20 protein-coding genes are annotated in these 19,669 nt (G+C 58.0%); 16 read left to right on the top strand and 4 right to left on the bottom strand.

Annotated elements, in window-relative coordinates:
• Nucleotides 1–59: 59 nt before the first annotated feature.
• The 8 genes from F591_RS0102615 (at nt 60) to F591_RS0102660 (ending at nt 7,435) form a co-directional block, all read left to right on the top strand.
• Entirely contained in the window at nt 60–1,250 is a 1,191-nt protein-coding gene (locus F591_RS0102615) for a cysteine desulfurase family protein (RefSeq protein WP_019533030.1), read from the top strand.
• Nucleotides 1,247–2,458: a tRNA uracil 4-sulfurtransferase ThiI gene (thiI, locus tag F591_RS0102620; RefSeq protein WP_019533031.1), complete on the top strand. Its 1,212-nt coding sequence runs from the start codon at nt 1,247–1,249 to the stop codon at nt 2,456–2,458. Before F591_RS0102615 ends, thiI begins: the two co-directional genes overlap by 4 nt.
• Nucleotides 2,459–2,898: 440 nt before the next feature.
• Nucleotides 2,899–3,561 (top strand): TerC family protein, encoded by a 663-nt coding sequence (locus tag F591_RS0102625; RefSeq protein WP_019533032.1) that lies wholly within the window; start codon nt 2,899–2,901, stop codon nt 3,559–3,561.
• 216 nt (nt 3,562–3,777) lie between these two features.
• Nucleotides 3,778–5,619: a translational GTPase TypA gene (typA, locus tag F591_RS0102635; RefSeq protein WP_019533034.1), complete on the top strand. Its 1,842-nt coding sequence runs from the start codon at nt 3,778–3,780 to the stop codon at nt 5,617–5,619.
• Between the two features lie 131 nt (nt 5,620–5,750).
• The gene (locus F591_RS0102645) at nt 5,751–6,029 is read left to right on the top strand and encodes a YlaH-like family protein (RefSeq protein WP_019533035.1); all 279 of its coding nucleotides are present in this window, start codon (nt 5,751–5,753) and stop codon (nt 6,027–6,029) included.
• Nucleotides 6,030–6,035: 6 nt separating this feature from the next.
• On the top strand, nt 6,036–6,527 hold the full coding sequence (locus F591_RS0102650) for a hypothetical protein (protein WP_019533036.1): 492 nt from the start codon (nt 6,036–6,038) through the stop codon (nt 6,525–6,527).
• A complete protein-coding gene (locus tag F591_RS0102655) occupies nt 6,520–6,801 on the top strand; it encodes a hypothetical protein (RefSeq protein ID WP_019533037.1) in 282 nt (93 codons plus the stop codon). Before F591_RS0102650 ends, F591_RS0102655 begins: the two co-directional genes overlap by 8 nt.
• A 181-nt stretch (nt 6,802–6,982) precedes the next feature.
• On the top strand, nt 6,983–7,435 hold the full coding sequence (locus F591_RS0102660; protein ID WP_019533038.1) for a pyridoxamine 5'-phosphate oxidase family protein: 453 nt from the start codon (nt 6,983–6,985) through the stop codon (nt 7,433–7,435).
• A gap of 49 nt (nt 7,436–7,484) precedes the next feature.
• Here the strand turns inward: F591_RS0102660 and F591_RS0102665 are convergent, their stop codons facing one another.
• Entirely contained in the window at nt 7,485–8,021 is a 537-nt protein-coding gene (locus F591_RS0102665) for a YhcN/YlaJ family sporulation lipoprotein (protein ID WP_019533039.1), read from the bottom strand.
• 104 nt (nt 8,022–8,125) lie between these two features.
• Here F591_RS0102665 and F591_RS0102670 point away from each other — a divergent pair, with 104 nt between their 5' ends.
• Nucleotides 8,126–9,463, top strand: a complete 1,338-nt coding sequence (locus F591_RS0102670) for a PhoH family protein (RefSeq protein ID WP_019533040.1) — start codon at nt 8,126–8,128, stop codon at nt 9,461–9,463.
• 270 nt (nt 9,464–9,733) lie between these two features.
• On the opposite strand, the gene F591_RS0102675 is transcribed toward F591_RS0102670, so the two are convergent.
• Both F591_RS0102675 and F591_RS0102680 read right to left on the bottom strand, forming a co-directional pair.
• Complete coding sequence (locus F591_RS0102675; protein ID WP_019533041.1) at nt 9,734–10,255, bottom strand: hypothetical protein; 522 nt, start codon at nt 10,253–10,255, stop codon at nt 9,734–9,736.
• Nucleotides 10,256–10,368: 113 nt separating this feature from the next.
• Nucleotides 10,369–11,490, bottom strand: coding sequence for a hypothetical protein (locus F591_RS0102680; RefSeq protein WP_019533042.1), 1,122 nt, complete (start codon nt 11,488–11,490; stop codon nt 10,369–10,371).
• Nucleotides 11,491–11,655: 165 nt separating this feature from the next.
• On the opposite strand from F591_RS0102680, the gene F591_RS0102685 reads away from it, so the two are divergent.
• Nucleotides 11,656–12,756, top strand: coding sequence for a class I SAM-dependent methyltransferase (locus F591_RS0102685; protein ID WP_019533043.1), 1,101 nt, complete (start codon nt 11,656–11,658; stop codon nt 12,754–12,756).
• A 49-nt stretch (nt 12,757–12,805) separates the two neighbouring features.
• On the opposite strand, the gene F591_RS0102690 is transcribed toward F591_RS0102685, so the two are convergent.
• On the bottom strand, nt 12,806–13,036 hold the full coding sequence (locus F591_RS0102690) for a DUF2626 domain-containing protein (protein ID WP_019533044.1): 231 nt from the start codon (nt 13,034–13,036) through the stop codon (nt 12,806–12,808).
• Nucleotides 13,037–13,360: 324 nt separating this feature from the next.
• Between F591_RS0102690 and F591_RS0102695 the strand changes: the two genes are divergently transcribed.
• The 6 genes from F591_RS0102695 to F591_RS0102720 all read left to right on the top strand — a co-directional run bounded on the left by F591_RS0102695 (nt 13,361) and on the right by F591_RS0102720 (nt 19,661).
• Nucleotides 13,361–13,996 carry an RsfA family transcriptional regulator gene (locus F591_RS0102695; protein ID WP_019533045.1) on the top strand — a complete coding sequence of 212 codons (636 nt, stop codon included), beginning with the start codon at nt 13,361–13,363 and terminating at the stop codon, nt 13,994–13,996.
• Between the two features lie 175 nt (nt 13,997–14,171).
• The gene (locus F591_RS0102700) at nt 14,172–15,149 is read left to right on the top strand and encodes a ketopantoate reductase family protein (RefSeq protein WP_019533046.1); all 978 of its coding nucleotides are present in this window, start codon (nt 14,172–14,174) and stop codon (nt 15,147–15,149) included.
• Nucleotides 15,150–15,187: 38 nt separating this feature from the next.
• Nucleotides 15,188–15,583 carry a DUF3397 domain-containing protein gene (locus tag F591_RS0102705; protein ID WP_019533047.1) on the top strand — a complete coding sequence of 132 codons (396 nt, stop codon included), beginning with the start codon at nt 15,188–15,190 and terminating at the stop codon, nt 15,581–15,583.
• 365 nt (nt 15,584–15,948) lie between these two features.
• On the top strand, nt 15,949–17,610 hold the full coding sequence (locus tag F591_RS0102710; RefSeq protein WP_019533048.1) for a peptide ABC transporter substrate-binding protein: 1,662 nt from the start codon (nt 15,949–15,951) through the stop codon (nt 17,608–17,610).
• A gap of 201 nt (nt 17,611–17,811) precedes the next feature.
• Nucleotides 17,812–18,747 carry an ABC transporter permease gene (locus tag F591_RS0102715; protein ID WP_019533049.1) on the top strand — a complete coding sequence of 312 codons (936 nt, stop codon included), beginning with the start codon at nt 17,812–17,814 and terminating at the stop codon, nt 18,745–18,747.
• Entirely contained in the window at nt 18,747–19,661 is a 915-nt protein-coding gene (locus tag F591_RS0102720) for an ABC transporter permease (RefSeq protein WP_019533050.1), read from the top strand. Before F591_RS0102715 ends, F591_RS0102720 begins: the two co-directional genes overlap by 1 nt.
• Nucleotides 19,662–19,669 lie beyond the last annotated feature (8 nt).

A 19,669-nucleotide genomic window follows, 5' to 3' on the forward strand; every position in this document is an offset into this window, starting at 1 on the left:
TGTTGGTCTTGTTTTTCGTCCATGATCCGTCGGGAACTTAAGAAGGGGGTTGAACATCGATGCTGTATTTTGACCACGCGGCAAGCTCGCCCATGTACGAAGAAGTGATCGAGACGATGGCCGAGGTGATGAAGCGGTATTACGGCAATCCCTCCTCGCTCCACAAGGCCGGCCTGGAGGCCGAACGGCTCGTGCGGCGGGCCCGGGAAACGATCGCCGCCGCGCTGCACGCCTCGCCTGGGGAAATTGTGTTTACGTCCGGCGGAACGGAGAGCAACGTCCTCGCCATTCGCGGCGCGGCCGCCCGATTTGCGGGACGGGGGAAGCACCTCGTCACGACATCCATCGAGCACGCATCCGTGTACGAAACGTTCCGCTGGCTGGAGAAGCAGGGCTTTCGCGTCACTTATTTGTCCGCGGACGAAACAGGCCAAGTCCGGCTGGACGAGCTGGAGAAGGCATTGACCGACGAGACGATTCTCGTCAGCGTCATGTATGTGAACAACGAGACGGGGCGCATCCAGCCTGTCGCAGAGATCGGCCGCATGCTGAAGGATCGGCCCAAGACGCTGTTTCATGTCGATGCCGTACAGGCGGTCGGCAAGCTGGGCGTGAACCCGGCGGCGATCGGCGCCGACCTGCTGTCCGCTTCGGCTCATAAGCTGAGGGGGCCGAAAGGGGTCGGCATTTTGTACTGCCGCGAGGGGCTGGAGCTTGAGCCGCTGCTGCCGGGCGGCGGGCAGGAGGGCGGCCTGCGCTCCGGCACCGAGAACGTGCCGGCGATTGTCGGCATGGCCAAGGCGCTGCGCATGGCGATGGACGAACGGCAGCAGTTCCTGCAGCGCACCGCCGCCGTGCGGGCCAGGCTGGTGCAGTGCATCGACAGCCTGCCGCAGCTTGCGCTGACCGGGTCCCGCAGCCCGGAGGAGATGGCTCCGCACATCGTCCATTTTTCGTTTCCCGGTATGAAGGCGGAAGTTATCGTCCATGCTTTAGAACAGCATGGAATCTATGTGTCCACCCGTTCGGCCTGCTCGTCGGCGGACAACAAGCCGAGCCGCGTGCTGAGTGCCATGGGGCTGGATCGCAGCCGCGCCGCGAGCGGGATTCGGATCAGCTTCTCGGCCATGGAGACGCTGGATGACGCGGATCGCTTGTGCGATGCGCTGCGGCGGACGATCGAGCTTTTAAGTCTGAAAGGCGCAGCAGCGCGGGTAAAGGAGAAGAATGGAGGTCATTTGTGCACATGAATCCGGAGCTTGTACTCGTTCGCCTGGGCGAGCTCACCCTGAAAGGAAGAAACCGGCAGCGCTTCGAGAGAGCGGTGCTGCAGCATATAAAGCGGGCTCTGGGAGAATTCCCGGAGCTCGAATACAAGCCCGAGTTCGGGCGCGTGAAAATTTATTTGAACGGGAGAAGCTATTCCGACATAGCCGGTCCGCTTGCGGCCGTGTTCGGCATCTCTTCCTTCAGCCCGGTATATGCCGCCTCGCTGGAGCCGGAAGCTCTGCAGGCGGCGGCGGTCGGCTTGATGCAAGCGCTCGAGCCCGCTCCGCGCACGTTCAAGGTCAGCGTCAGGCGGGTCAACAAGAGCTATCCGTACGATACGCACGAGCTGAACAGGCTGCTGGGGGGCTGCATCCTGCGGGCGCTGCCCGGCATCAAGGTGGACGTGCATCGTCCGGATATCGAGCTGAAAGCCGAGATTCGCTCCGAGGGAGCGCTGTTTTATCATCAGGTGACGGAAGGCGCCGGAGGCTTTCCGGTCGGAACGAACGGCAAGGCGGCGCTGATGCTGTCCGGCGGGATCGACAGCCCGGTGGCCGGCTATTTGGCCATGAGGCAGGGGCTGGAGCTTGAGGCCGTGCACTTTCACAGCTACCCGTACACGAGCGAACGCTCGCAGGATAAGGTAAAGGATTTGGCCCGCAAGCTTTCGCAATACGCCGGCGGTCCGGTCCGGCTCCATATGGTGCCGCTGACCGACCTGCAGACGGCGATGCACCGAGCTTACGGCGGCAACCTGTATATTACGCTGCTGCGGCGGTCGATGATGCGCATCGCCGCGCGGATCGCCGAAGCGAACGGGGCGGGCGCGATCGTCACCGGCGAAAGCCTGGGACAGGTGGCGAGCCAGACGCTTCCGAGCATGAATGCGATCAACGCCGCGGTCCGGATACCGGTTATTCGGCCTTTGGTCTGCATGGAGAAGCGGGAAATTATCCGGCTGTCGGAGCGAATAGGCACTTATGAGATCTCGATACTGCCGCATGAAGACTGCTGCACGCTGTTTTTGCCGCCCAATCCGAGCACGAATCCGAAACTGAAGGTCGTGGAAAGTATGGAAGACAAAATGCCGTGGCTGAAGGAAGCGGAGGATAGCGCCATTTTGCGCACCGAGACGGTGCACGCGGACGCCGAGCGCACGGAGGATGACGCATTGTCCGCCTTTTTTTAGCGCTGCAATTTAACTTTGCTAGGGCATTTTAAACCGCGCCCGCCCAGCCTTGATGGACTTTGGGTCCTCTTGTGCCAAAGGTAAGGAAAATGTTGCATTTTTTGCAGGATTCGCCGCTTCGTGTGCCCGGGGAGAGGCTGCGCTGACGTAGAGCTTGACGCCGTTGCACAGTTTGCGCGCTGACGCCCATAGTTTGAATGCTAGCGCGAAGTTCGAATACTAGCGCGGGGTGAGGGGGCCGCCGACCGAGCACCGCATCCCCTGTCGCAGCAAAGTATAGGTTTGCACGATCAAGAACCATTGCCGAAGGCAAGGCTCAGCCTGTTGAAAAAAATTTCAACAGGCTTTTTTCTTAAATCTTGCGGATTAGCTGTCATGCCGGGGAGGGCCTGGACAATAGGATAGTAGTGGCGTACTTCTCGGATGGAGGTTGAAGGACGATGGTGGAATGGCTATGGCTCTTTCTGCAAATCATGCTGATCAATATCGTGCTGAGCGGCGACAATGCGGTCGTCATCGCCATGGCGAGCAAAAATCTTCCCAGGCCTCAGCGCCAGCAGGCGATCTGGTGGGGGGCGTTCGGGGCGATCGGGCTGCGGGTCGTACTCACGATTATCGCGGTATACATTCTTAAGGTGCCGTATATTCAGTCGGCCGGCTCGCTGCTGCTTTTGTGGATCGCGGTCAAGCTGCTGACGGACGACGAAGGGCATTCCAATATCAGGGAAGCGCCGACGCTCGGCAAAGCGATCTGGACGATCATTGTCGCCGACTTCGTCATGAGTCTGGACAATGTGCTGGCGATCGCAGCCAAGGCGAACGGCGATCTGGCGGTGATCATCATGGGGATCGGGCTGAGCATTCCGCTCATCATCTGGGGCAGCACGATGGTCGTTCAGCTGCTCAGCCGATTTCCGGTGCTCGTGTATTTGGGGGCGGCAATCCTCGGCTATACGGCCGGAGAAATGTTCATTGCCGACGAGCAAGTATCCCGCATCGTATTGCAGGCCGTTCCGCACCAGGTCGTGCCGCTGGTCGGCGCCATGCTCGTGATCGCCGCCGGGCTGGTGAAGAAGTGGATCGCCGGGCCGAAATCGGCTTGATCGGTCTGAAGCGAGTGAGCCAACCGGGCAGAGCCGCTCGCCGCCGCATGGATTTCTTGTAAAGTTCAGCCGTTTTCTTGCGTTTTGCCGCGTTCCGCCTTATAATATAAGAAGTAAAGCGTCGGAGCTGAACATCCGGCGCTTCTTTTGTGGAAGCCGGACGTGACCTTCAAGGTAGCTTTGACTAAACCGTACAGAAAGGAACTCCTTACTTATATGCATGCTAGAGATCACATCCGCAATATTGCCATTATCGCCCACGTCGACCACGGCAAGACGACTCTGGTAGACAAGCTGCTGCAGCAATCGGGTACGTTCCGCGACAACGAAGCCGTGCAGGAGCGGGCGATGGACTCGAACGATTTGGAGCGCGAGCGGGGCATTACTATTTTGGCCAAAAATACGGCTATTACGTATAAGGACTATTTGATCAACATCGTCGATACGCCGGGACACGCCGATTTCGGCGGCGAAGTCGAACGCATTATGAAGATGGTCGACGGCGTGCTGCTCGTCGTCGATGCCTTCGAAGGGACGATGCCGCAGACGAAGTTCGTGCTGCGCAAGGCTTTGGAGCAAAATTTGACACCCATCGTCGTCGTCAACAAAATCGACCGCCCCAATGCCCGTCCGGCCGAAGTCGTCGACGAGGTGCTGGAGCTGTTCATCGAGCTTGGCGCGAACGACGATCAGCTCGATTTTCCGGTCGTGTACGCCTCCGCTCTGATGGGGACGGCCAGCCTTGATCCGGAGCGTCAGGACGACAATATGCTGACGTTGTATGACACGATCGTCGGCCATATTCCTTCCCCGCAGGAAAGCGTGGACGAGCCGCTGCAGTTTCAGGTGACTTTGCTCGATTACAACGAGTATTTGGGACGCATCGCCATCGGCCGGGTCAACCGCGGCAAAATTCGCCAAGGCCAGCCGGTCGCCGTCGTCACCCGCGAAGGGCAGACGAAGCAGGCGCGCATCGAGAAGCTGTTCGGCTTCCAGGGCTTGCGCCGCCTGGAGATCAATGAGGCCGGAGCCGGCGACATCATCGCGATTGCCGGCATCAAGGAGATCAATATCGGCGAGACGATCGCCGACCCGGCTCATCCGGAGCCGCTGCCGCTGCTGAAGATCGACGAGCCGACGCTGCAGATGACGTTCCTCGTCAACAACAGCCCGTTCGCCGGCAAGGAGGGCAAATGGGTCACCTCCCGCAAGCTGCGCGAGCGGCTCATGAAGGAGCTGGAGACGGACGTCTCGCTGCGCGTGGAAGAGACGGAGAGCCCGGATGCGTTCATCGTATCGGGCCGGGGCGAGCTGCATCTCGGCATCCTGATCGAGAATATGCGCCGCGAAGGCTTCGAGCTGCAGGTGTCGAAGCCGGAGGTCATCATCCGCGAGATCGACGGGCAGAAGATGGAGCCGATCGAACGGCTCATTATCGACGTGCCGGAGGAGAGCATGGGCTCCGTTATGGAAAGCCTCGGCTCCCGCAAGGCCGAGATGGTCAACATGATCAACAACGGCACCGGCAGCGTGCGGCTGGAGTTTCTGATTCCGGCGCGCGGGCTTATCGGCTACCGCACGCATTTTTTGACCATGACGCGCGGCTACGGCATCATGAACCACGCTTTCGACAGCTATGGGCCGTTCGCGGGCTCAAGCCTCGGCGGTCGCCATCAGGGAGTGCTGATCGCCAGCGAGGGAGGCACCTCGACCTTCTACGGCATGCTGTCCGTCGAAGACCGCGGCGTGCTGTTCATCGAGCCGGGCACCGAGGTATATGAAGGGATGATCGTAGGCGAGCATAACCGCGACAACGACATCATCGTCAACATTTGCAAGGAGAAGCAGCTGACGAACGTGCGGTCGGCGACCAAGGAAGAGACGGTCAAGCTGAAGACGCCGGTGCTGTTCTCTCTGGAGCAGGCGCTGGAATATTTGAACGACGACGAATATTGCGAAATAACGCCGAAGTCGATCCGGCTGCGGAAAAAAATTCTGAACAAAGGCGAGCGCGACCGTTACGAGAAGCATCGGAAGATGGCGGAAGCGGGCGTGTAATTGGCTCTTACGGCGGGAAGCTCTGGCATGCTCAGAGCTTCTTTGCTTAACGAAGCCCGAAATGCGGCGGTATCGGAAAAGGAGTTCATGCCAGCCAGCATGCGGCCGGCACCGGAAAAGGAGGTTACGCCATGAGAGAATGGTTCCTGGATCACCCGTGGATTACGTATCTGATTATTTTCGTTCTGATTACATACGTTTACAATAAAGTGTTTCGCGCGCGCAAGCTGCCGCTGTTGAAGGACCTGATTATTTACCTGCTGCTGGCGCTCGGCTCCATCATGCTGCTCTTCTTTCAGCTTGCCGGACTGCCGATCGTGCCGAGCCTCAGCATCGCGGTCATTTTGATGCTGATCGTGCGCATTCGTTATTTCATTCAGGAGCGTCAGACGAAAACGCGAAAGGAATGAGGCGGCATGACGGTATATTGGCTGGCGCCGCTCCGCTGGGAGGGGGACAATGCCGTTATCGGCCAAGAGCGCATAGCGCTCGCTCCGGATGCCGCGCGGCAATCGCTTCAGAAGCTGCTGCAGTCGGTTCATCCGCGCTTTCTCTTAACCTTCAAGGCGAGCGCTTTATTAAGCGAGGAGGATGGGGCTTGCTGCACAGCGGAGAACGGCTTGCCTTTTTCCTTCTCAGCCGCATCGCCGATTGTGCTGGCTTCAGGCGCGCCGCAGGCGGAGGAGGGGCGCAAGTCGAGGTGGCCGATGTCCCATTGCGCCCTCGCTTATTTCGAGAAGCTTCCGTCGCCGCGAAGCGAGCTGCCGGCATGGCTTAAGGAAGCGGAACGCAGACTGAGCGCTGAGCGGGAATGGCCGCACCGGGCAAAGCTTGCGGAATGGCTCCGCCTTATGACAAGCTGGCAGGAGCAAGGCTGTTATCTTTTGCTGCTAAGGGAGGATGGATGACGTGCAACTGAGGGATGCGCTGTTCAATTGGCTGCAAATCGCGATCGTCGCCGAGGCGAGGCCGACGGACGGGGCGGCTCAGGAGACGCGGGCTTTTTTTGAGGAAATTTTGCGAGACGATCACGGGCTGACGGCCTTCTCCAAGGAAGCGGACGAGACGATGTACCACATCCGTTACGAGATTGGCGGGCGCAGCTTGAAGCTCATGTTCGACCGCGAGTCTGCCGAGCAGCTGCTTGCGGACATCCATGCCAATCCGAAATATAATGAGTGACATATAACCTCTCTTCCGGAGATAAAATAATAATATCACCTTCGAAGGGAGTGCATGACCGCTTGCCGCCTGGACATCCGCCCGTGGTTCACCGACTTCTCGTGTGGTATAATGAGCATACGAAACAGACAACCTGTTCCCTTGGAGTTCCCTGCAAGGCGGACAAACTGGAGGGTTATTGATGGCCGAGACAATCACAGCTCTTTCAGAACAACAGATATCCATCCTGCAAGACAATCCTTTTGCGCTGCTGAACACCATTGATCACGAGAGCGGAGCGCCCAGCGTGAACGCCATCTCCTGGCTGCTTGCCAAGGATGAGCGGACGGTTCGCCTGGCGATCGACCAGCGTTCCCGGATCGTCGCGAACCTGAAGAAGCAGCCTTTATGCACCTTGACCTTGATCGGCGCAGGAAGCGTACATGCCGTATATGCTTCGGCGAAGGTCGTGAGCGAGGCGCTCGAGGGCGTTCCATTCAAGCTTGCCTGCTTCGACCTTAACATCAGCGCCGTTCGCGACGCGATGTTCTACGGCGCGCGCATTTCCGCCGCCCCCCAATACGAGAAGACTTATGATCAGCGTGCCGCGGAGAAGCTGGACACGCAGGTTTTCGAAGCCATGAAAAAAGCCTAGAATTCGTTCGTTTTCTAGGCTTTTTTGCACCTTATACGAGGGGCGGCGCCTAACGGTTGTTATGCACCGGATCTCCGGGGTTGTCCCCGCCCCCGTCCACGACGTCGCGCGGCACCTGCGGCATAATGCGGCCGACGATCGCCGCCATCTCTTCGGCGAAGCCGTTAATCGGCCTGCCGCTGCGGATTTGATCGCGAATGTTGCCCAGCCTTTGGGCCAAATCCATATCGGCCGTAACGAGCGCGTTCACGCCGTAAGGATCTTTTTTCAGCGCTTCCGCTACGGAAAGCTTGATCGTGCCGACCTTGGAGCGGTCCATTTCCGGCGGGACGTTGACCCCGACAACCGCAGTGTTGCCGAATACAACGCAATTGGCGCTTTGTACGTTAGGGACGCTGAGCGCGAGCTGCTCCAGACGGCTGGCTACCTCCTGCGGGTTATCGATCGTTTTTTTCTCGGCGGCTGTCTGATTCACCTGAATCTGGCGGTCCGTGCCCGTCTGGGAAGCCGCAGCTCCGCCGTTCGGTGCTTGGCCGCAGCCTGACAATGCCGCCATCAGCAAGATGCATGCGACAAACATCCTCATCAGCCATCGTTCCTTTCTTGATATCACTGCTTCCGTTAGTTTGTCCTCGCAGGCAAGTTCCTATGTACATTTCGGTCAAACACCTAATCTGGGAGGGACTCCGAATGAAAAAAATTTTCGTTCTGGATACGAATGTGCTGCTCCAGGATCCGAACGCGATTTACGCTTTTGAGGACAATGAGGTGATCATCCCTGCCATTGTGCTGGAGGAGATCGATTCGAAGAAGCGCAATGCGGATGAACTCGGGCGCAATGCCCGCCAAATCTCCCGGATGCTTGACGGTTTGCGCAATCAAGGCAAGGAACGATTGTTCGAAGGAATTCCGCTTCCGAGCGGCGGCAGCTTGAAGGTGGAGCTGAATCATCGCAGCTTCGCCAAGCTGCAGGAGGTGTTCATGGAGGCGACGAGCGACAATCGTATACTGGCTGTCGCCTTGAATTATCATTTGGAAGAAAAAGACAAGCCGGACCCGCGTCCAGTCGTTCTTGTCAGCAAAGACCTGCTCGTGCGCATTAAAGCCGACGTGCTCGGCATTAACGCCCAGGACTATTTGACCGACCGCATCGTCAACATGCCTGATATGTACACGGGGCACATTACGCTGCACGTGCACCCGGCGCTGATCGACGAGTTTTATACTTACCGCTATTTAAGCGTCGGTTCGCTCAATCTGGCGTACCCTCTTCATCCGCATGAGTTCGTCATCCTTCGGGACGAGATGGGCACGAGCAAATCCGCTTTGCTGAAGGTGAATGCGGACGGCAAAAAGCTGGAACCGCTGTATTTGAGCAACGACCCGGTATGGGGAATCGCCGCCCGCAACGCCCAGCAGCGCATGGCGCTGGAGCTGCTGCTGAGCGACGATATTCCGCTGGTGACGATGACGGGCAAGGCCGGCACGGGCAAAACGCTGCTGACGCTGGCCGCGGGCCTGATGAAGGTGGAGGACGATCACAAGTACAAAAAGCTGCTGATCGCCAGGCCCGTCGTGCCGATGGGCAAAGATATCGGCTATTTGCCGGGCGAGAAGGAGGAGAAGCTGCGGCCGTGGATGCAGCCGATCTACGACAACCTCGAATTTTTGTTCGATACGAAAAAATCAGGCGATATCGATAAAATTTTGGCCGGCCTCGGCAGCATTCAGGTCGAAGCGCTCACCTATATTCGCGGAAGGTCGATTCCGGGGCAGTTCATCATTATCGACGAGGCGCAGAACCTCTCCAAGCATGAGGTGAAAACGATCGTCTCCCGCGTCGGCGAAGGCAGCAAAATCGTCCTGCTCGGCGACCCGGAGCAGATCGACCATCCGTACCTGGACGCTTCCAGCAACGGCTTGACTTATGTGGTCGAGCGCTTCAAGGACCAGACGATCAGCGGCCACATCACGCTCGAGCGCGGCGAGCGCTCTCACCTGGCCCAGCTGGCGGCGGATTTGCTGTAGCGCCTCGCGCGCAAAGGACCTTCAACCCGGGTGGTGCGAAGCGGGTCGAAGGTCCTTTGTTTGGCCGCGGGCCCCTCGGCCGGATAGCGGCTGTTGAGCTTTGATTGGCTGCACATAATGCAGCATTAGCCCGAGCGGCTTCCGCGTTCGTCTGCAAGCTCCTATTCCCGCGGCGTTTCGCTGCCGCTTGGCCGGGCGCGGCGATGCGGCAAGCCTATGCAGCTCCCGCAGGAAACAGCGGCCCAAAGCCGCGCAACCTTGCCAGGCCGCTCACTCGATCCACTCGATCGAGCAGCCGTACGCTTTGCCGATGCCTTCCGCCAGCTCGCGGTGCTGCGTCTCGATTGCGCCGCCGGCGATATAGAGCGGATCGCCGCCAGCAGGCGAAAACTTGGCGATCATGTGCTCCTCCAGCTGCAAGAGGGCAGATGAGGCATCGCTGCAGCCGGCGCTTCCTCCGCCCGGCTCCGCCGCCTTTAGCAGGAACAGGCTGACGAGCTCGGCATAGACATAAGCTCTCTCCAGCCGGCTGACGAAGCCGTAATCGTCGAAGCAAGGAGCGAGCTTCGCTGTTTCGGGCAGCAGCCAAAGCGGCATTTCCTCATAAGGAATGCCGTATTGCTCCATCACCCGGCAGGCGGCGCTGCGCTCCTCGGGCGAGGAGAATACGAGCAGTTCTTTGTCTCTGTCAAAGGGCGGAGCTTGGCTGGCCAGCGCTTTGACGATTTGCGCGTAATAGCCGGCTCGTTTGCCTTCCGGCATATTCATCAAGAGGCCGTATTTGCGTTCCATCGATAACATCCTTTCCAGGGCGTCTTGTTCTGGCAGTGAATCCGCTTCGAGCTATGGCCAACGCCCGCAGCAATCCGCAGAACGGCCGCGATAGCCGCGGCGACCTTGAGGAATCAAAGCGCCAGCTTCAGCATAACGCTCATTGTGCCTTCCTCCAGATCGATGCCGGTTACCTGCAGGAAGCTGGCGATATTTTGCGGGTAAATGCCGAGGTCGAATTCGGATTCCAGTGCTCGGATGGTCGTATCCGGCAGCATGTAGCCGTTGTATTGCAGCTCATCGATCGAATATTTGGCATATTGGACCGCTTTGCCGTCCGATGCGTTTTTCGTCTCCAGCCGATAGTTTCCTTTGATCAGGACGGTCGTATTCTCATGCATTCCTTCGGCGATCACCTGATCCGCAGTAAATCGGAAGGTCAGGCGATGAAACAGCTCGTTTTTTTGCCGCAAAAATTCGTTCAGCTCTTCATCGGTCAGCTGGAACGTATAATTAAACCCGTTCAAAATGAGCCTGCTGTTCCCGCCGCTGCCGGCTGTGACCATTTCGGGCAAGTCTTTCATCGCCTTGGCCAGTTCCCGGAAGTACGTCTTAAACAGCGGGACGCCCTCCTCCTGCCACTGCGCGTTCAGCGCCTCCATCTGCTGCCTCAGCTGATCTGCCTGGCCGCTTGCCGCCAGCGCCTCGTCCAGCTCCTTCTGCAGCGCGACCAGCCGCTCGCGCCCGCTGAGGTATCGCTCCTTGCTCTCCTGCAGGGCAAGTCTGGACTGCGCCAGCTCCTCCGTGATCCGGCTTAGCCGCGCCTGCTCCTCGCTGTGCTGCCGCAGGGCGCGCCGGTCGGAGCTTAGGATCATTTGCAAATATTCCAGCGTCGACAAGGCGTCGGACAAAGAGCGGATGGAAAACAGCAGCAGCCAGATCGTATCGCGGTCGCCCATATAGTATGCGCGGATCACTTTGCCGGCGTGCCGTCTCGCTTCATCAGAGGAAGCGCGGGCGCGCTCCAACTCTTGTTCGGTCGCGGAGATTTGAGCGTTCAGCTGCTGTTCGAGCTCAGCGATGCGGCTTAACTCCTGATCGATTTCGTATAAGGTCAACCCTTTTTGCAGCACCTGCCGCGAAGCTTCCCTTAAAGCGTCTCCCCCCGATTGTCTGGCCGTCTCGCCGATTGCCGCACAGGGCGCTGCCGTCAGAGCGGCAACGAGCAGGCAGACCAGCATCACATGTCGCTTCATGGGCGCGAATCCCTCCATTAACTCTCTTAAACTAACATATCATAGGCGGAAGGAAAACATGACAAAAAATAGCCGTTCGCTGGCAAGCGACCGGTCATTTTGATATGGTTAATATGGAATGCAGCCTCCGCAAGTTTTCAACCAGCGAAAAAAGAGGTGTTGTCCATGCTGCAGACGATCCGCGAACGAATTGCGCGAAGCCCCGCCGGAGCGATCCGATTCTCGGAATATATGAGTCTTTGCCTTTACGAACCGGAGCAAGGATACTATATGCGCCCGAGGCCGAAGCTCGGCCCTCAGGGAGATTACTACACGAGCGCCTCGATCGGCACGCTGATGGGAGAGACGCTTGCGGCCTATGCAGCCTCCCGGATTCGGCTTTGGCCAGACGATGGCCAAGTCACGATCGCCGAGTGGGGAGGAGGGGACGGCAAGCTGGCGCGAAGCCTTCTTGACGAGCTGCAGTCGGCCTACCCCTCGATTTATGAACGCCTTGCCTATGTATCTGTGGAGGCGAGTCCTTATCACCGCTTGCTGCAGGCAGACCGCCTGAAGCCGCATGAGAGTATCGTCCGAATCATGGACGAAGCCGAATGGAATGCCGTCCCTTCCTGGGAAAAAACATTCGTCCTCTCCAACGAACTGCTCGACGCGATGCCTGTTCATATCGTTTCGCTGCGGCAGGAAGGATGGCGCGAGCTGCATGTCGCCTGGGACGAGCAGGCCGAAGCGTTGGCCGAACGCTGGCTGCCTGTGACTGACCGGCGGCTCGCCGCCTATATCCAAGGCAAACGGCTGCCCGAGCGGCAGGGACAGCGCTTCGAGGTGAATTTGGCGGCCGCCGATTGGATCGGCGCAACGCTCCGCCGGCTGCGCAGCGGCGAAATCGTGACGATCGATTACGGCGATACGGCCTCCGAGCTGTGGGCCGAGCACCGCATGAACGGCACGCTGCTGTGCTACCGGAACCATCAGGCGTCCGACACGCCGCTGCAAGCTCCGGGAGAGCAGGATATGACCGCTCATGTCAATTTCACCGACGTGCTGGAGGCGGGCGAGGCCGCCGGCGCTTGCGAGACCGTATATATGTCGCAAAAACAGTTTCTTGTCGAGAACGGACTGCTGCACAAGCTGCGCCAGCCCGTAGCGAGCGACCCGTTCGGGCCGGAGGCCAGGCGGAACCGTTCCATCCGCCAGCTGCTCCTAAGCGACGGAATGAGCGAGCTGTTCAAGGTGGTGATTCAACGAAAAAGCGGACCGCGCTAAAGGCGGCCCGCTTTCTCGATCGTCGCCGGGGTTCGGGCGACCATTCTTGTTATACCGACATCTTGAAGACTGACCAGTAGGTAAATCCGGTAAAAGAGATGATCATGTACCCCCAGAAAAGCAATATGTAGGTACGTTCGGACAACTTCATGTATCCTAACAGCACGAAAATCGCCGTTTGGGCGAAGAAGATCAGAGCCATCGGAATTAAGTCTCCGGCCAACGCCATCAAGCCGATTACCAGCGTCCAAAACCCGAGAACTCGGAACATGCGATCCATCCTGCATCCCCCTCTCTTGACAACGGTAGCTTTACTATCCAACATTATACCTTTCGACATTGAAAGTGTAAACGTCAATCCGTGACGATTTTAAGTCATTTTCGCTCGGCTCGGCGCTTTTGCCGCGCTTTTGCCGCCGTTCATCCATATCATGTCCCGCTTGGGAGCCGATCATGTATGAGCATGCGAAAAAATGGCAATACAAAATACTATAAAAAGATTCTATGAACTCTACCATGGGCATAGAGATGAAGTAACGCAATATTATCTGGATCCACCGATTATCGATGTGGAGACACTTGAGGGGTTAGGAGGACTGCTTGAATGACAGCAATCAGACAAGACGCATGGAGCGAAGAAGATGATTTGATTTTGGCGGAAGTAACGCTCAGACACATCCGGGAAGGCAGCACGCAGCTTTCCGCTTTTGAGGAAGTGGGGGAGAGGATCGGCCGGACCGCGGCCGCATGCGGCTTCCGCTGGAACAGCTATGTTCGCAAAAAGTACGATGCGGCGATCCAGATCGCCAAGAGCCAGCGGCAAAAGCGCAATCAGCAAAAGAAGCAGGCCGGCTATGCCATGACAGCCTCCGTCGATACGGCAGAGGCGATGCCGCGCGGCGACCAGCAGCTGATGGACGAAATGTCGATCGATACAGTCATTCGTTTCTTGCGTCAATGGAAAGGAAACTATCAGGACTTATCCAGACATGTTCGACAGCTGGAGAAAGAGTTGAACGAAAAGCAAGAAGAGCTGGATCGATTGCGCATGGAAAATGAAGAGCTGAGCCGGCAGGTAAGCGAGGTATCCTCGGACTACCAGGTCGTCAACGACGATTATAAAGCGTTGATCCAGATTATGAACCGCGCGCGCAAGCTGGCTTTCCTGAACGAGGAGGAAGAAGAGGTCGGCGCGAAGTTCAAGATGGACGAGAACGGCAATCTCGAGCGAATCGAATAGCGGAACGCGCGAGCTTGGGATCGTTCCCTCATTTAAACAGCATATTCATGCGCAGGCAGCTCCCGATCGCCAATCGGGGGCTGTTTTCCGTCCCCTCTCTGGTGTATGATGGTTTCAATCAGCGAAGCTTGCCAGACATTAGGGCGAAGCCGGATCGGAGAAGGAGGATTACAGAGTGGCGCGAATCGTGATCGTCGGCGCGGGAGCGATCGGCCTGCTGCTTGCCGCAAGGTGCCGGTTGGCCGGGCTGGACGTGGAGCTGCTTGTCAGGAGACGCGAGCAGGCGGAGCGGATTCGGTCGGCAGGCGTGCAGCTAAAGGAAGCGGCCGGTGCGGCTGCCGGCGAGCAGCACGCGAGGCTGCCCGTGCGCCTGCTGTCGGAAGCTGCGCGCGCCGCGGAGATGGACGGGGACAGCGCGCCGCGGCAAGCCGGCTATATTGTGCTCGCCGTGAAGCAGACGGCCATCGGGGCGGAGCTGGCGCGGCAAATCGGCTGCCTGGCAGGCGCTGGCGGGCTCGTCGTCTGCCTGCAGAACGGCATCGGGCATATAGACGCGCTGGAAGCGTTCATCCCGCGCGAGCGGCTGCTAATGGCCGTAACGACCGAAGGGGCGCTTCGCCTGTCGGACTGCGCCGTGGCCCATACCGGGCGAGGAACTACCTGGATCGGAACAGCGGGCGAAGGCGGGGCGGAAGCGGCCAGGCGGCAAAAAAAACTGCAAGAAATGCTGAACCTTGCAGGATTCGATGTTTTTGTGTCGAACAACATCAACAATCGCGTTTGGCAAAAATTGCTGATCAATGCTGTGGTCAATCCGCTGACCGCCATTTTCGGAGTGAAGAACGGCGAACTGCTGAAGCGGCCGGAATGGCTGCCGCTCATGCGCGAGCTGTTCGCTGAGGGAGCGGAGGTTGCCCGGCTCGAAGGCATCCGCCTTCCGGACGACGCATGGGAACAGGTGCTGGATGTATGCCGCAGAACGGCCGGCAATCGCTCGTCCATGCTGCAGGATCTTATGGCCGGACGGCCTACCGAGATCGAAGCGATTAACGGGGGGCTGCTGGCGCTGGCGTCCCGGCACGGGATCGAGCTTCCGGCGAACCAGGCGGTATATCGTCTGGTCAAGGCGATGGAACGGCGGCCGGACGCGTAAGGAGCACGTAACTTTAGCGTATTACGGGGGAATGGCCTATGAATGCGGTGCTGGAATGGCTCGGGCAATTGTATACGCTGCTTTCCGTATTCCCGCCCGTCGCCTTTTTGCTCACCTGGTTCATTGCACACGGCGTTTGGCGAGACAAGAGAAAAGCGACCCACGTCAGCATGGATGTAACGACGCTGTTCTTGATCGGCTCGGTATCGGTTATGAGCCGGACTATTTTTGGAACGACAATGTTTTTTTGGGGCCTGATGCTGCTGTTTCTTATCGCTGCGGGACTGCTGGGCAATTTGCAAAACCGTCTAAAGGGACGAATCGATCTGGGCAAAATCGTCAAGACGGTCGGCCGGCTCGGATTTCTCGTGCTGTCCGCCTGCTATGCTTTGCTGCTGTGCATCGGCATAGGCAAATATATGATGGCGAGCTGAGCGCTTCGAATAACGATGCTGGCCTATTTAAAGAGAGTCTGAATTCAGGCTCTTTTTTCTTTTTTAAGACAGAGGCATTCTCTTGCTGCCGCATGTTTGTCGAATGCCGGAGAACGCTTTGTCCTGGGCTCGGATAAAGGCGAAATACGGCGAAGCGTGTCACAAAATATTATTGGATTTTATTGACCAATGGTTGTATAATTGCTTATTGATAGCGATTTCAGAGTGATTTTTGTTACATACAATTCCAAAATATTCATGTATTATCGAATTTAAAATTTATTTCGTGTGATCTGTATGGCATGTTTTGTTACATTGCTAGAATTGCCATATAGTTACATAATCAACTTTTTAGGGGGATGCCTATGAAATGGAAAAAGCTGCTTGCATTGGCCACCATAGGGGCCATGCTGGGAACGACCGCCTGCTCGGGCGGCGGCAACGGGCCCGGAGAACAGGGGGACGGAGACGGCGGCAATGCGCCGGCGCAGGAGCTGAGAATCAATATGGCTGCCGAACCGCCGGCTCTGGACAGCTCCATTGCGACGACGAACCCGACCTTTACGATTTTGAATGCCATTCATGAAGGCTTGTACCGATTGGATGCAGACGGCAAGCCGACGCCGGCGCTGGCCAAGGAGCTGCCGAAGATTTCCGACGACGGACTTGTATATACGATTGAGCTTCGCGAGGGGTTGACCTGGGCGGACGGTTCGCCGCTGACGGCTCGCGATTTCGTCTATGCATATCAGCGCACGCTGGATCCGGCCACCAAGGCAAAGTATGCGACGATGCTTTCCTGGATCAAGGGGGGCACTGCGCTGAATACGGCGGCGCCGGATCAAGTGGAGGCGAAGAAAGCCGAGCTTGGCGTCAAGGCGCTCAGCGATACGACGCTGGAAATTACGTTGGAACGCCCGGTCGCGTTTTTTACAAGCCAATTGTCCTTGCCGCTTTTCTTCCCGCAGAAGAAAGAGTTTGTCGAGGCGCAGGGCGAGAAGAACGGCGCGGATGCGGACAAAGTGATCGGCGCAGGACCGTTCAAGCTGGAGAGCTGGGCCCATGAGCAGCAGCTTGTCATGGTGAAAAACGACAAGTATTGGGACGCCGCCAACGTAAAGCTGGAGAAAGTGACAGTTAACGTGGTGAAGGATCCTAACACCGCCTTGAACATGTTCGAGACGAACGAGGTCGACCTGACCGAGCTGCGCGGAGAGCAAGTCCAGATGTTCAGCGGCAAGCCGGAGCTGGTCTTCAAGAAGGAATTCGTATCGGCGTATGTCTTGTTCCATAACAACAAGTTTCCGGCGTTCAAGAATGAGAAGATTCGCAAAGCGCTCGGCATGGCGATCGACCGCAAAACGTACAACGAAGTCGTCCTGGGCGGGTCCTCCATCCCGTCGACCGGGCTCGTTCCGGGTACGGTCAGCGACGGCAACGGCCAGGAGTTCCGCAAGACCGCCGGCGACACGCAGCCCCCGTACGACGTGGAGAAAGCGAAGCAGCTGCTGGCTGAAGGCTTGCAGGAACTGGGCATGAGCAGCCTGCCGAAGTTCAAGCTGACGTCCGACGATACGGAAACGTCCAAGAAGTCGCTGGAGTTCATTCAAGCCCAATGGAAGCAAAATCTCGGCGTTGATGTCGAAGGCGAGCCGCTGCCGTTCGCGCTGCGGGTCAAAAACATGCAGGAGCATAACTTCGACGCGCTGATCTCGCTGTGGGGAGCGGATTACGACGACCCGATGACGTTCCTCGACATGTGGGTGTCCGATAACAAATCGTTCAACTATATCGAATATAACAGCAAGGCTTACGACGATCTGGTGAAGGCGGCGGACAAGGAGACCGATCTGGCGAAGCGCGCGCAGCTGCTGGTCGAAGCCGAGCAGCTGCTGATGAAGGAGATGCCTCTTGCGCCCCTCTACTTCCGCACGAGGCCGTACGCGAAGAAGACGAATGTGGAAGGCGTCATTTTGCCGCCGATGTCCAAGGAATGGGAGCTCAAGTGGGCTTATATCAAGTCATGATGCGATAAGCTAGTCGGCTGGGGCCGTTCCGTCGCCGTTGGAACGGCCCCGCTTTAGCTTGAGGGCGGGTGAAGCCGCTACCGCCAGCTGCCTGCGCCGACCGCCCGGCCCCAGCCTGGCGAAGCCGTTTAGCCGGCCGCGAGGCCGCCGGGAAGCGCCGCTAACGGCGCTTGCTTTCAATCGCTTCGGAGGAGGTGTGCCATGCTTCGATATATTGTGCGCCGTCTTGTTTATATGTTGATCACTTTATGGCTCATCGTCACGTTTACGTTCGTGCTCATGAAATTTTTGCCGGGGGACCCTTTCGGCGAAGATTCGCAGAAGCTGACCATCGAGCAGCGGGCCGCGCTGGCCAAGCAGTACGGGCTCGACAAGCCGATATGGGAGCAGTATTTGCAGTATGTGGGCAATGTGGCGAAGGGGGATCTCGGGGTTTCGTTCCAATTCCCGACCCGCAAAGTAACGGATATCATCAAGCAGGCGTTCCCCGCCTCGCTCGAGCTCGGGCTGTGGGCGCTGCTGATCGCCGTTGTGTTCGGTCTCCTGCTTGGCATCGTCGCTGCGCTGAACCATAACAAAGGGGCCGATATCGCCGCGATGTTCACCGCCGTGCTGGGGGTCTCCATTCCGTCGTTCGTGCTCGGACCGCTGCTGTCCTACTTTATCGGCAACAAGCTGGGCTGGCTGCCCGTCGGCATGTGGACAAGCTGGGAGCATCGGATTTTGCCCTCGATCGCCCTGTCGTTCGGCACGATCGCCATTCTGGCCCGCTTGATGAGGACCTCGATGCTGGACGTGCTGAATCAGGATTACGTCAAGACAGCCAAGGCCAAGGGGCTGTCGCAAAGCGCCATCGTGCGCCGGCATACGATCCGCAATGCCATTCTCCCCGTCGTGACGGTGCTTGGCCCGATCTTCGTCAACCTCATCACCGGGACGCTCGTCATCGAACAAATTTTTGTCGTTCCGGGTCTCGGCAAGCATTTCGTTCAGTCCATCTATTCGAACGACTACACGATGATTATGGGGCTGACGATCTTTTATTCGTTCATTCTTGTGACGGTGCTGTTCATTACCGATATCATTTACGGCTTCGTCGATCCGCGCATCCGCTTGGCCAAAGGAGGAAGCAGATAATGGAAATCGCGAAAGAGACGCTGCGGCCGGTGCGGAATAAAGCGCCTGCCGGGGAATCGATCGTCCGCCCCTCCCTGTCCTATTGGAAGGATGCCTGGAGGCGGCTGAAGCAGAACAAGCTGGCCATGTTCGGCCTCGTTACGCTCGGGCTGTTATCGGTACTGGCCATTGTCGGCCCCTGGATATCCGGGTACGATTACGCGACGCAAAACTACGACATTCGCAACCAGACGCCGAGCGCGTCCCATTGGTTCGGCACCGACGATTTCGGCCGCGATCTGTGGACGCGGGTCTGGTGGGGCACCCGCATTTCGCTGTTTATCGGGCTGGCGGCCGCGCTGCTCGATCTGGTGATCGGCGTCATTTACGGGGGAGTCTCCGCTTATTACGGCGGGCGGGTCGACGATATCATGCAGCGTATCGTTGAGATTATTTACTCCATTCCGTTCCTGCTCATCTCCATCCTGCTCATTGTCGTCATCGGTCCCGGCGTCAAGACGATCATCATCGCCTATGCCATTACCGGCTGGGTGCCGATGGCCCGGCTCGTGCGCGGGCAAATCCTGTCGCTTAAGGAGCAGGAATACGTGCTTGCGGCAAAGGCGCTCGGCGCCGGCGGTTCCCGCATCATCTTCCGGCACCTGGTGCCGAACGCGCTCGGGCTGATCATTGTGCAAATTACGTTTATCGTGCCGACAGCCATATTCGTCGAGGCATTCCTCAGCTTTATCGGGCTTGGCATCAAGGTGCCGCTCGCCTCGCTCGGCTCCTTGCTGTCCGACGGCGTCAACGTAATCCGGAATTATCCGCACCGCGTCATTTTTCCGACCGTGGTCTTCAGCCTGATCCTGCTCAGCTTTAACCTGCTCGGCGACGGGCTGCGGGACGCGCTGGACCCGAAAATGCGCAAATGATTTTCCAA

Origin of the sequence: Paenibacillus ginsengihumi DSM 21568, from assembly GCF_000380965.1 — a bacterium.
In the GTDB taxonomy this organism is placed as follows: domain Bacteria; phylum Bacillota; class Bacilli; order Paenibacillales; family NBRC-103111; genus Paenibacillus_G; species Paenibacillus_G ginsengihumi.

What these genes read in the sequence shown, in the direction of transcription:
- F591_RS0102715 (WP_019533049.1), top strand. Translation starts at nt 17,812, where the DNA reads ATGCTTCGATATATTGTGCGCCGTCTTGTTTATATGTTGATCACTTTA.
- F591_RS0102685 (WP_019533043.1), top strand. Translation starts at nt 11,656, where the DNA reads ATGCTGCAGACGATCCGCGAACGAATTGCGCGAAGCCCCGCCGGAGCG.
- F591_RS0102705 (WP_019533047.1), top strand. Translation starts at nt 15,188, where the DNA reads ATGAATGCGGTGCTGGAATGGCTCGGGCAATTGTATACGCTGCTTTCC.
- F591_RS0102655 (WP_019533037.1), top strand. Translation starts at nt 6,520, where the DNA reads ATGGATGACGTGCAACTGAGGGATGCGCTGTTCAATTGGCTGCAAATC.
- F591_RS0102615 (WP_019533030.1), top strand. Translation starts at nt 60, where the DNA reads ATGCTGTATTTTGACCACGCGGCAAGCTCGCCCATGTACGAAGAAGTG.
- F591_RS0102665 (WP_019533039.1), bottom strand. Translation starts at nt 8,021, where the DNA reads ATGAGGATGTTTGTCGCATGCATCTTGCTGATGGCGGCATTGTCAGGC.
- typA (WP_019533034.1), top strand. Translation starts at nt 3,778, where the DNA reads ATGCATGCTAGAGATCACATCCGCAATATTGCCATTATCGCCCACGTC.
- F591_RS0102645 (WP_019533035.1), top strand. Translation starts at nt 5,751, where the DNA reads ATGAGAGAATGGTTCCTGGATCACCCGTGGATTACGTATCTGATTATT.
- F591_RS0102660 (WP_019533038.1), top strand. Translation starts at nt 6,983, where the DNA reads ATGGCCGAGACAATCACAGCTCTTTCAGAACAACAGATATCCATCCTG.
- F591_RS0102690 (WP_019533044.1), bottom strand. Translation starts at nt 13,036, where the DNA reads ATGGATCGCATGTTCCGAGTTCTCGGGTTTTGGACGCTGGTAATCGGC.
- F591_RS0102650 (WP_019533036.1), top strand. Translation starts at nt 6,036, where the DNA reads ATGACGGTATATTGGCTGGCGCCGCTCCGCTGGGAGGGGGACAATGCC.
- F591_RS0102680 (WP_019533042.1), bottom strand. Translation starts at nt 11,490, where the DNA reads ATGAAGCGACATGTGATGCTGGTCTGCCTGCTCGTTGCCGCTCTGACG.
- F591_RS0102695 (WP_019533045.1), top strand. Translation starts at nt 13,361, where the DNA reads ATGACAGCAATCAGACAAGACGCATGGAGCGAAGAAGATGATTTGATT.
- F591_RS0102720 (WP_019533050.1), top strand. Translation starts at nt 18,747, where the DNA reads ATGGAAATCGCGAAAGAGACGCTGCGGCCGGTGCGGAATAAAGCGCCT.
- F591_RS0102710 (WP_019533048.1), top strand. Translation starts at nt 15,949, where the DNA reads ATGAAATGGAAAAAGCTGCTTGCATTGGCCACCATAGGGGCCATGCTG.
- F591_RS0102675 (WP_019533041.1), bottom strand. Translation starts at nt 10,255, where the DNA reads ATGGAACGCAAATACGGCCTCTTGATGAATATGCCGGAAGGCAAACGA.
- thiI (WP_019533031.1), top strand. Translation starts at nt 1,247, where the DNA reads ATGAATCCGGAGCTTGTACTCGTTCGCCTGGGCGAGCTCACCCTGAAA.
- F591_RS0102625 (WP_019533032.1), top strand. Translation starts at nt 2,899, where the DNA reads ATGGTGGAATGGCTATGGCTCTTTCTGCAAATCATGCTGATCAATATC.
- F591_RS0102670 (WP_019533040.1), top strand. Translation starts at nt 8,126, where the DNA reads ATGAAAAAAATTTTCGTTCTGGATACGAATGTGCTGCTCCAGGATCCG.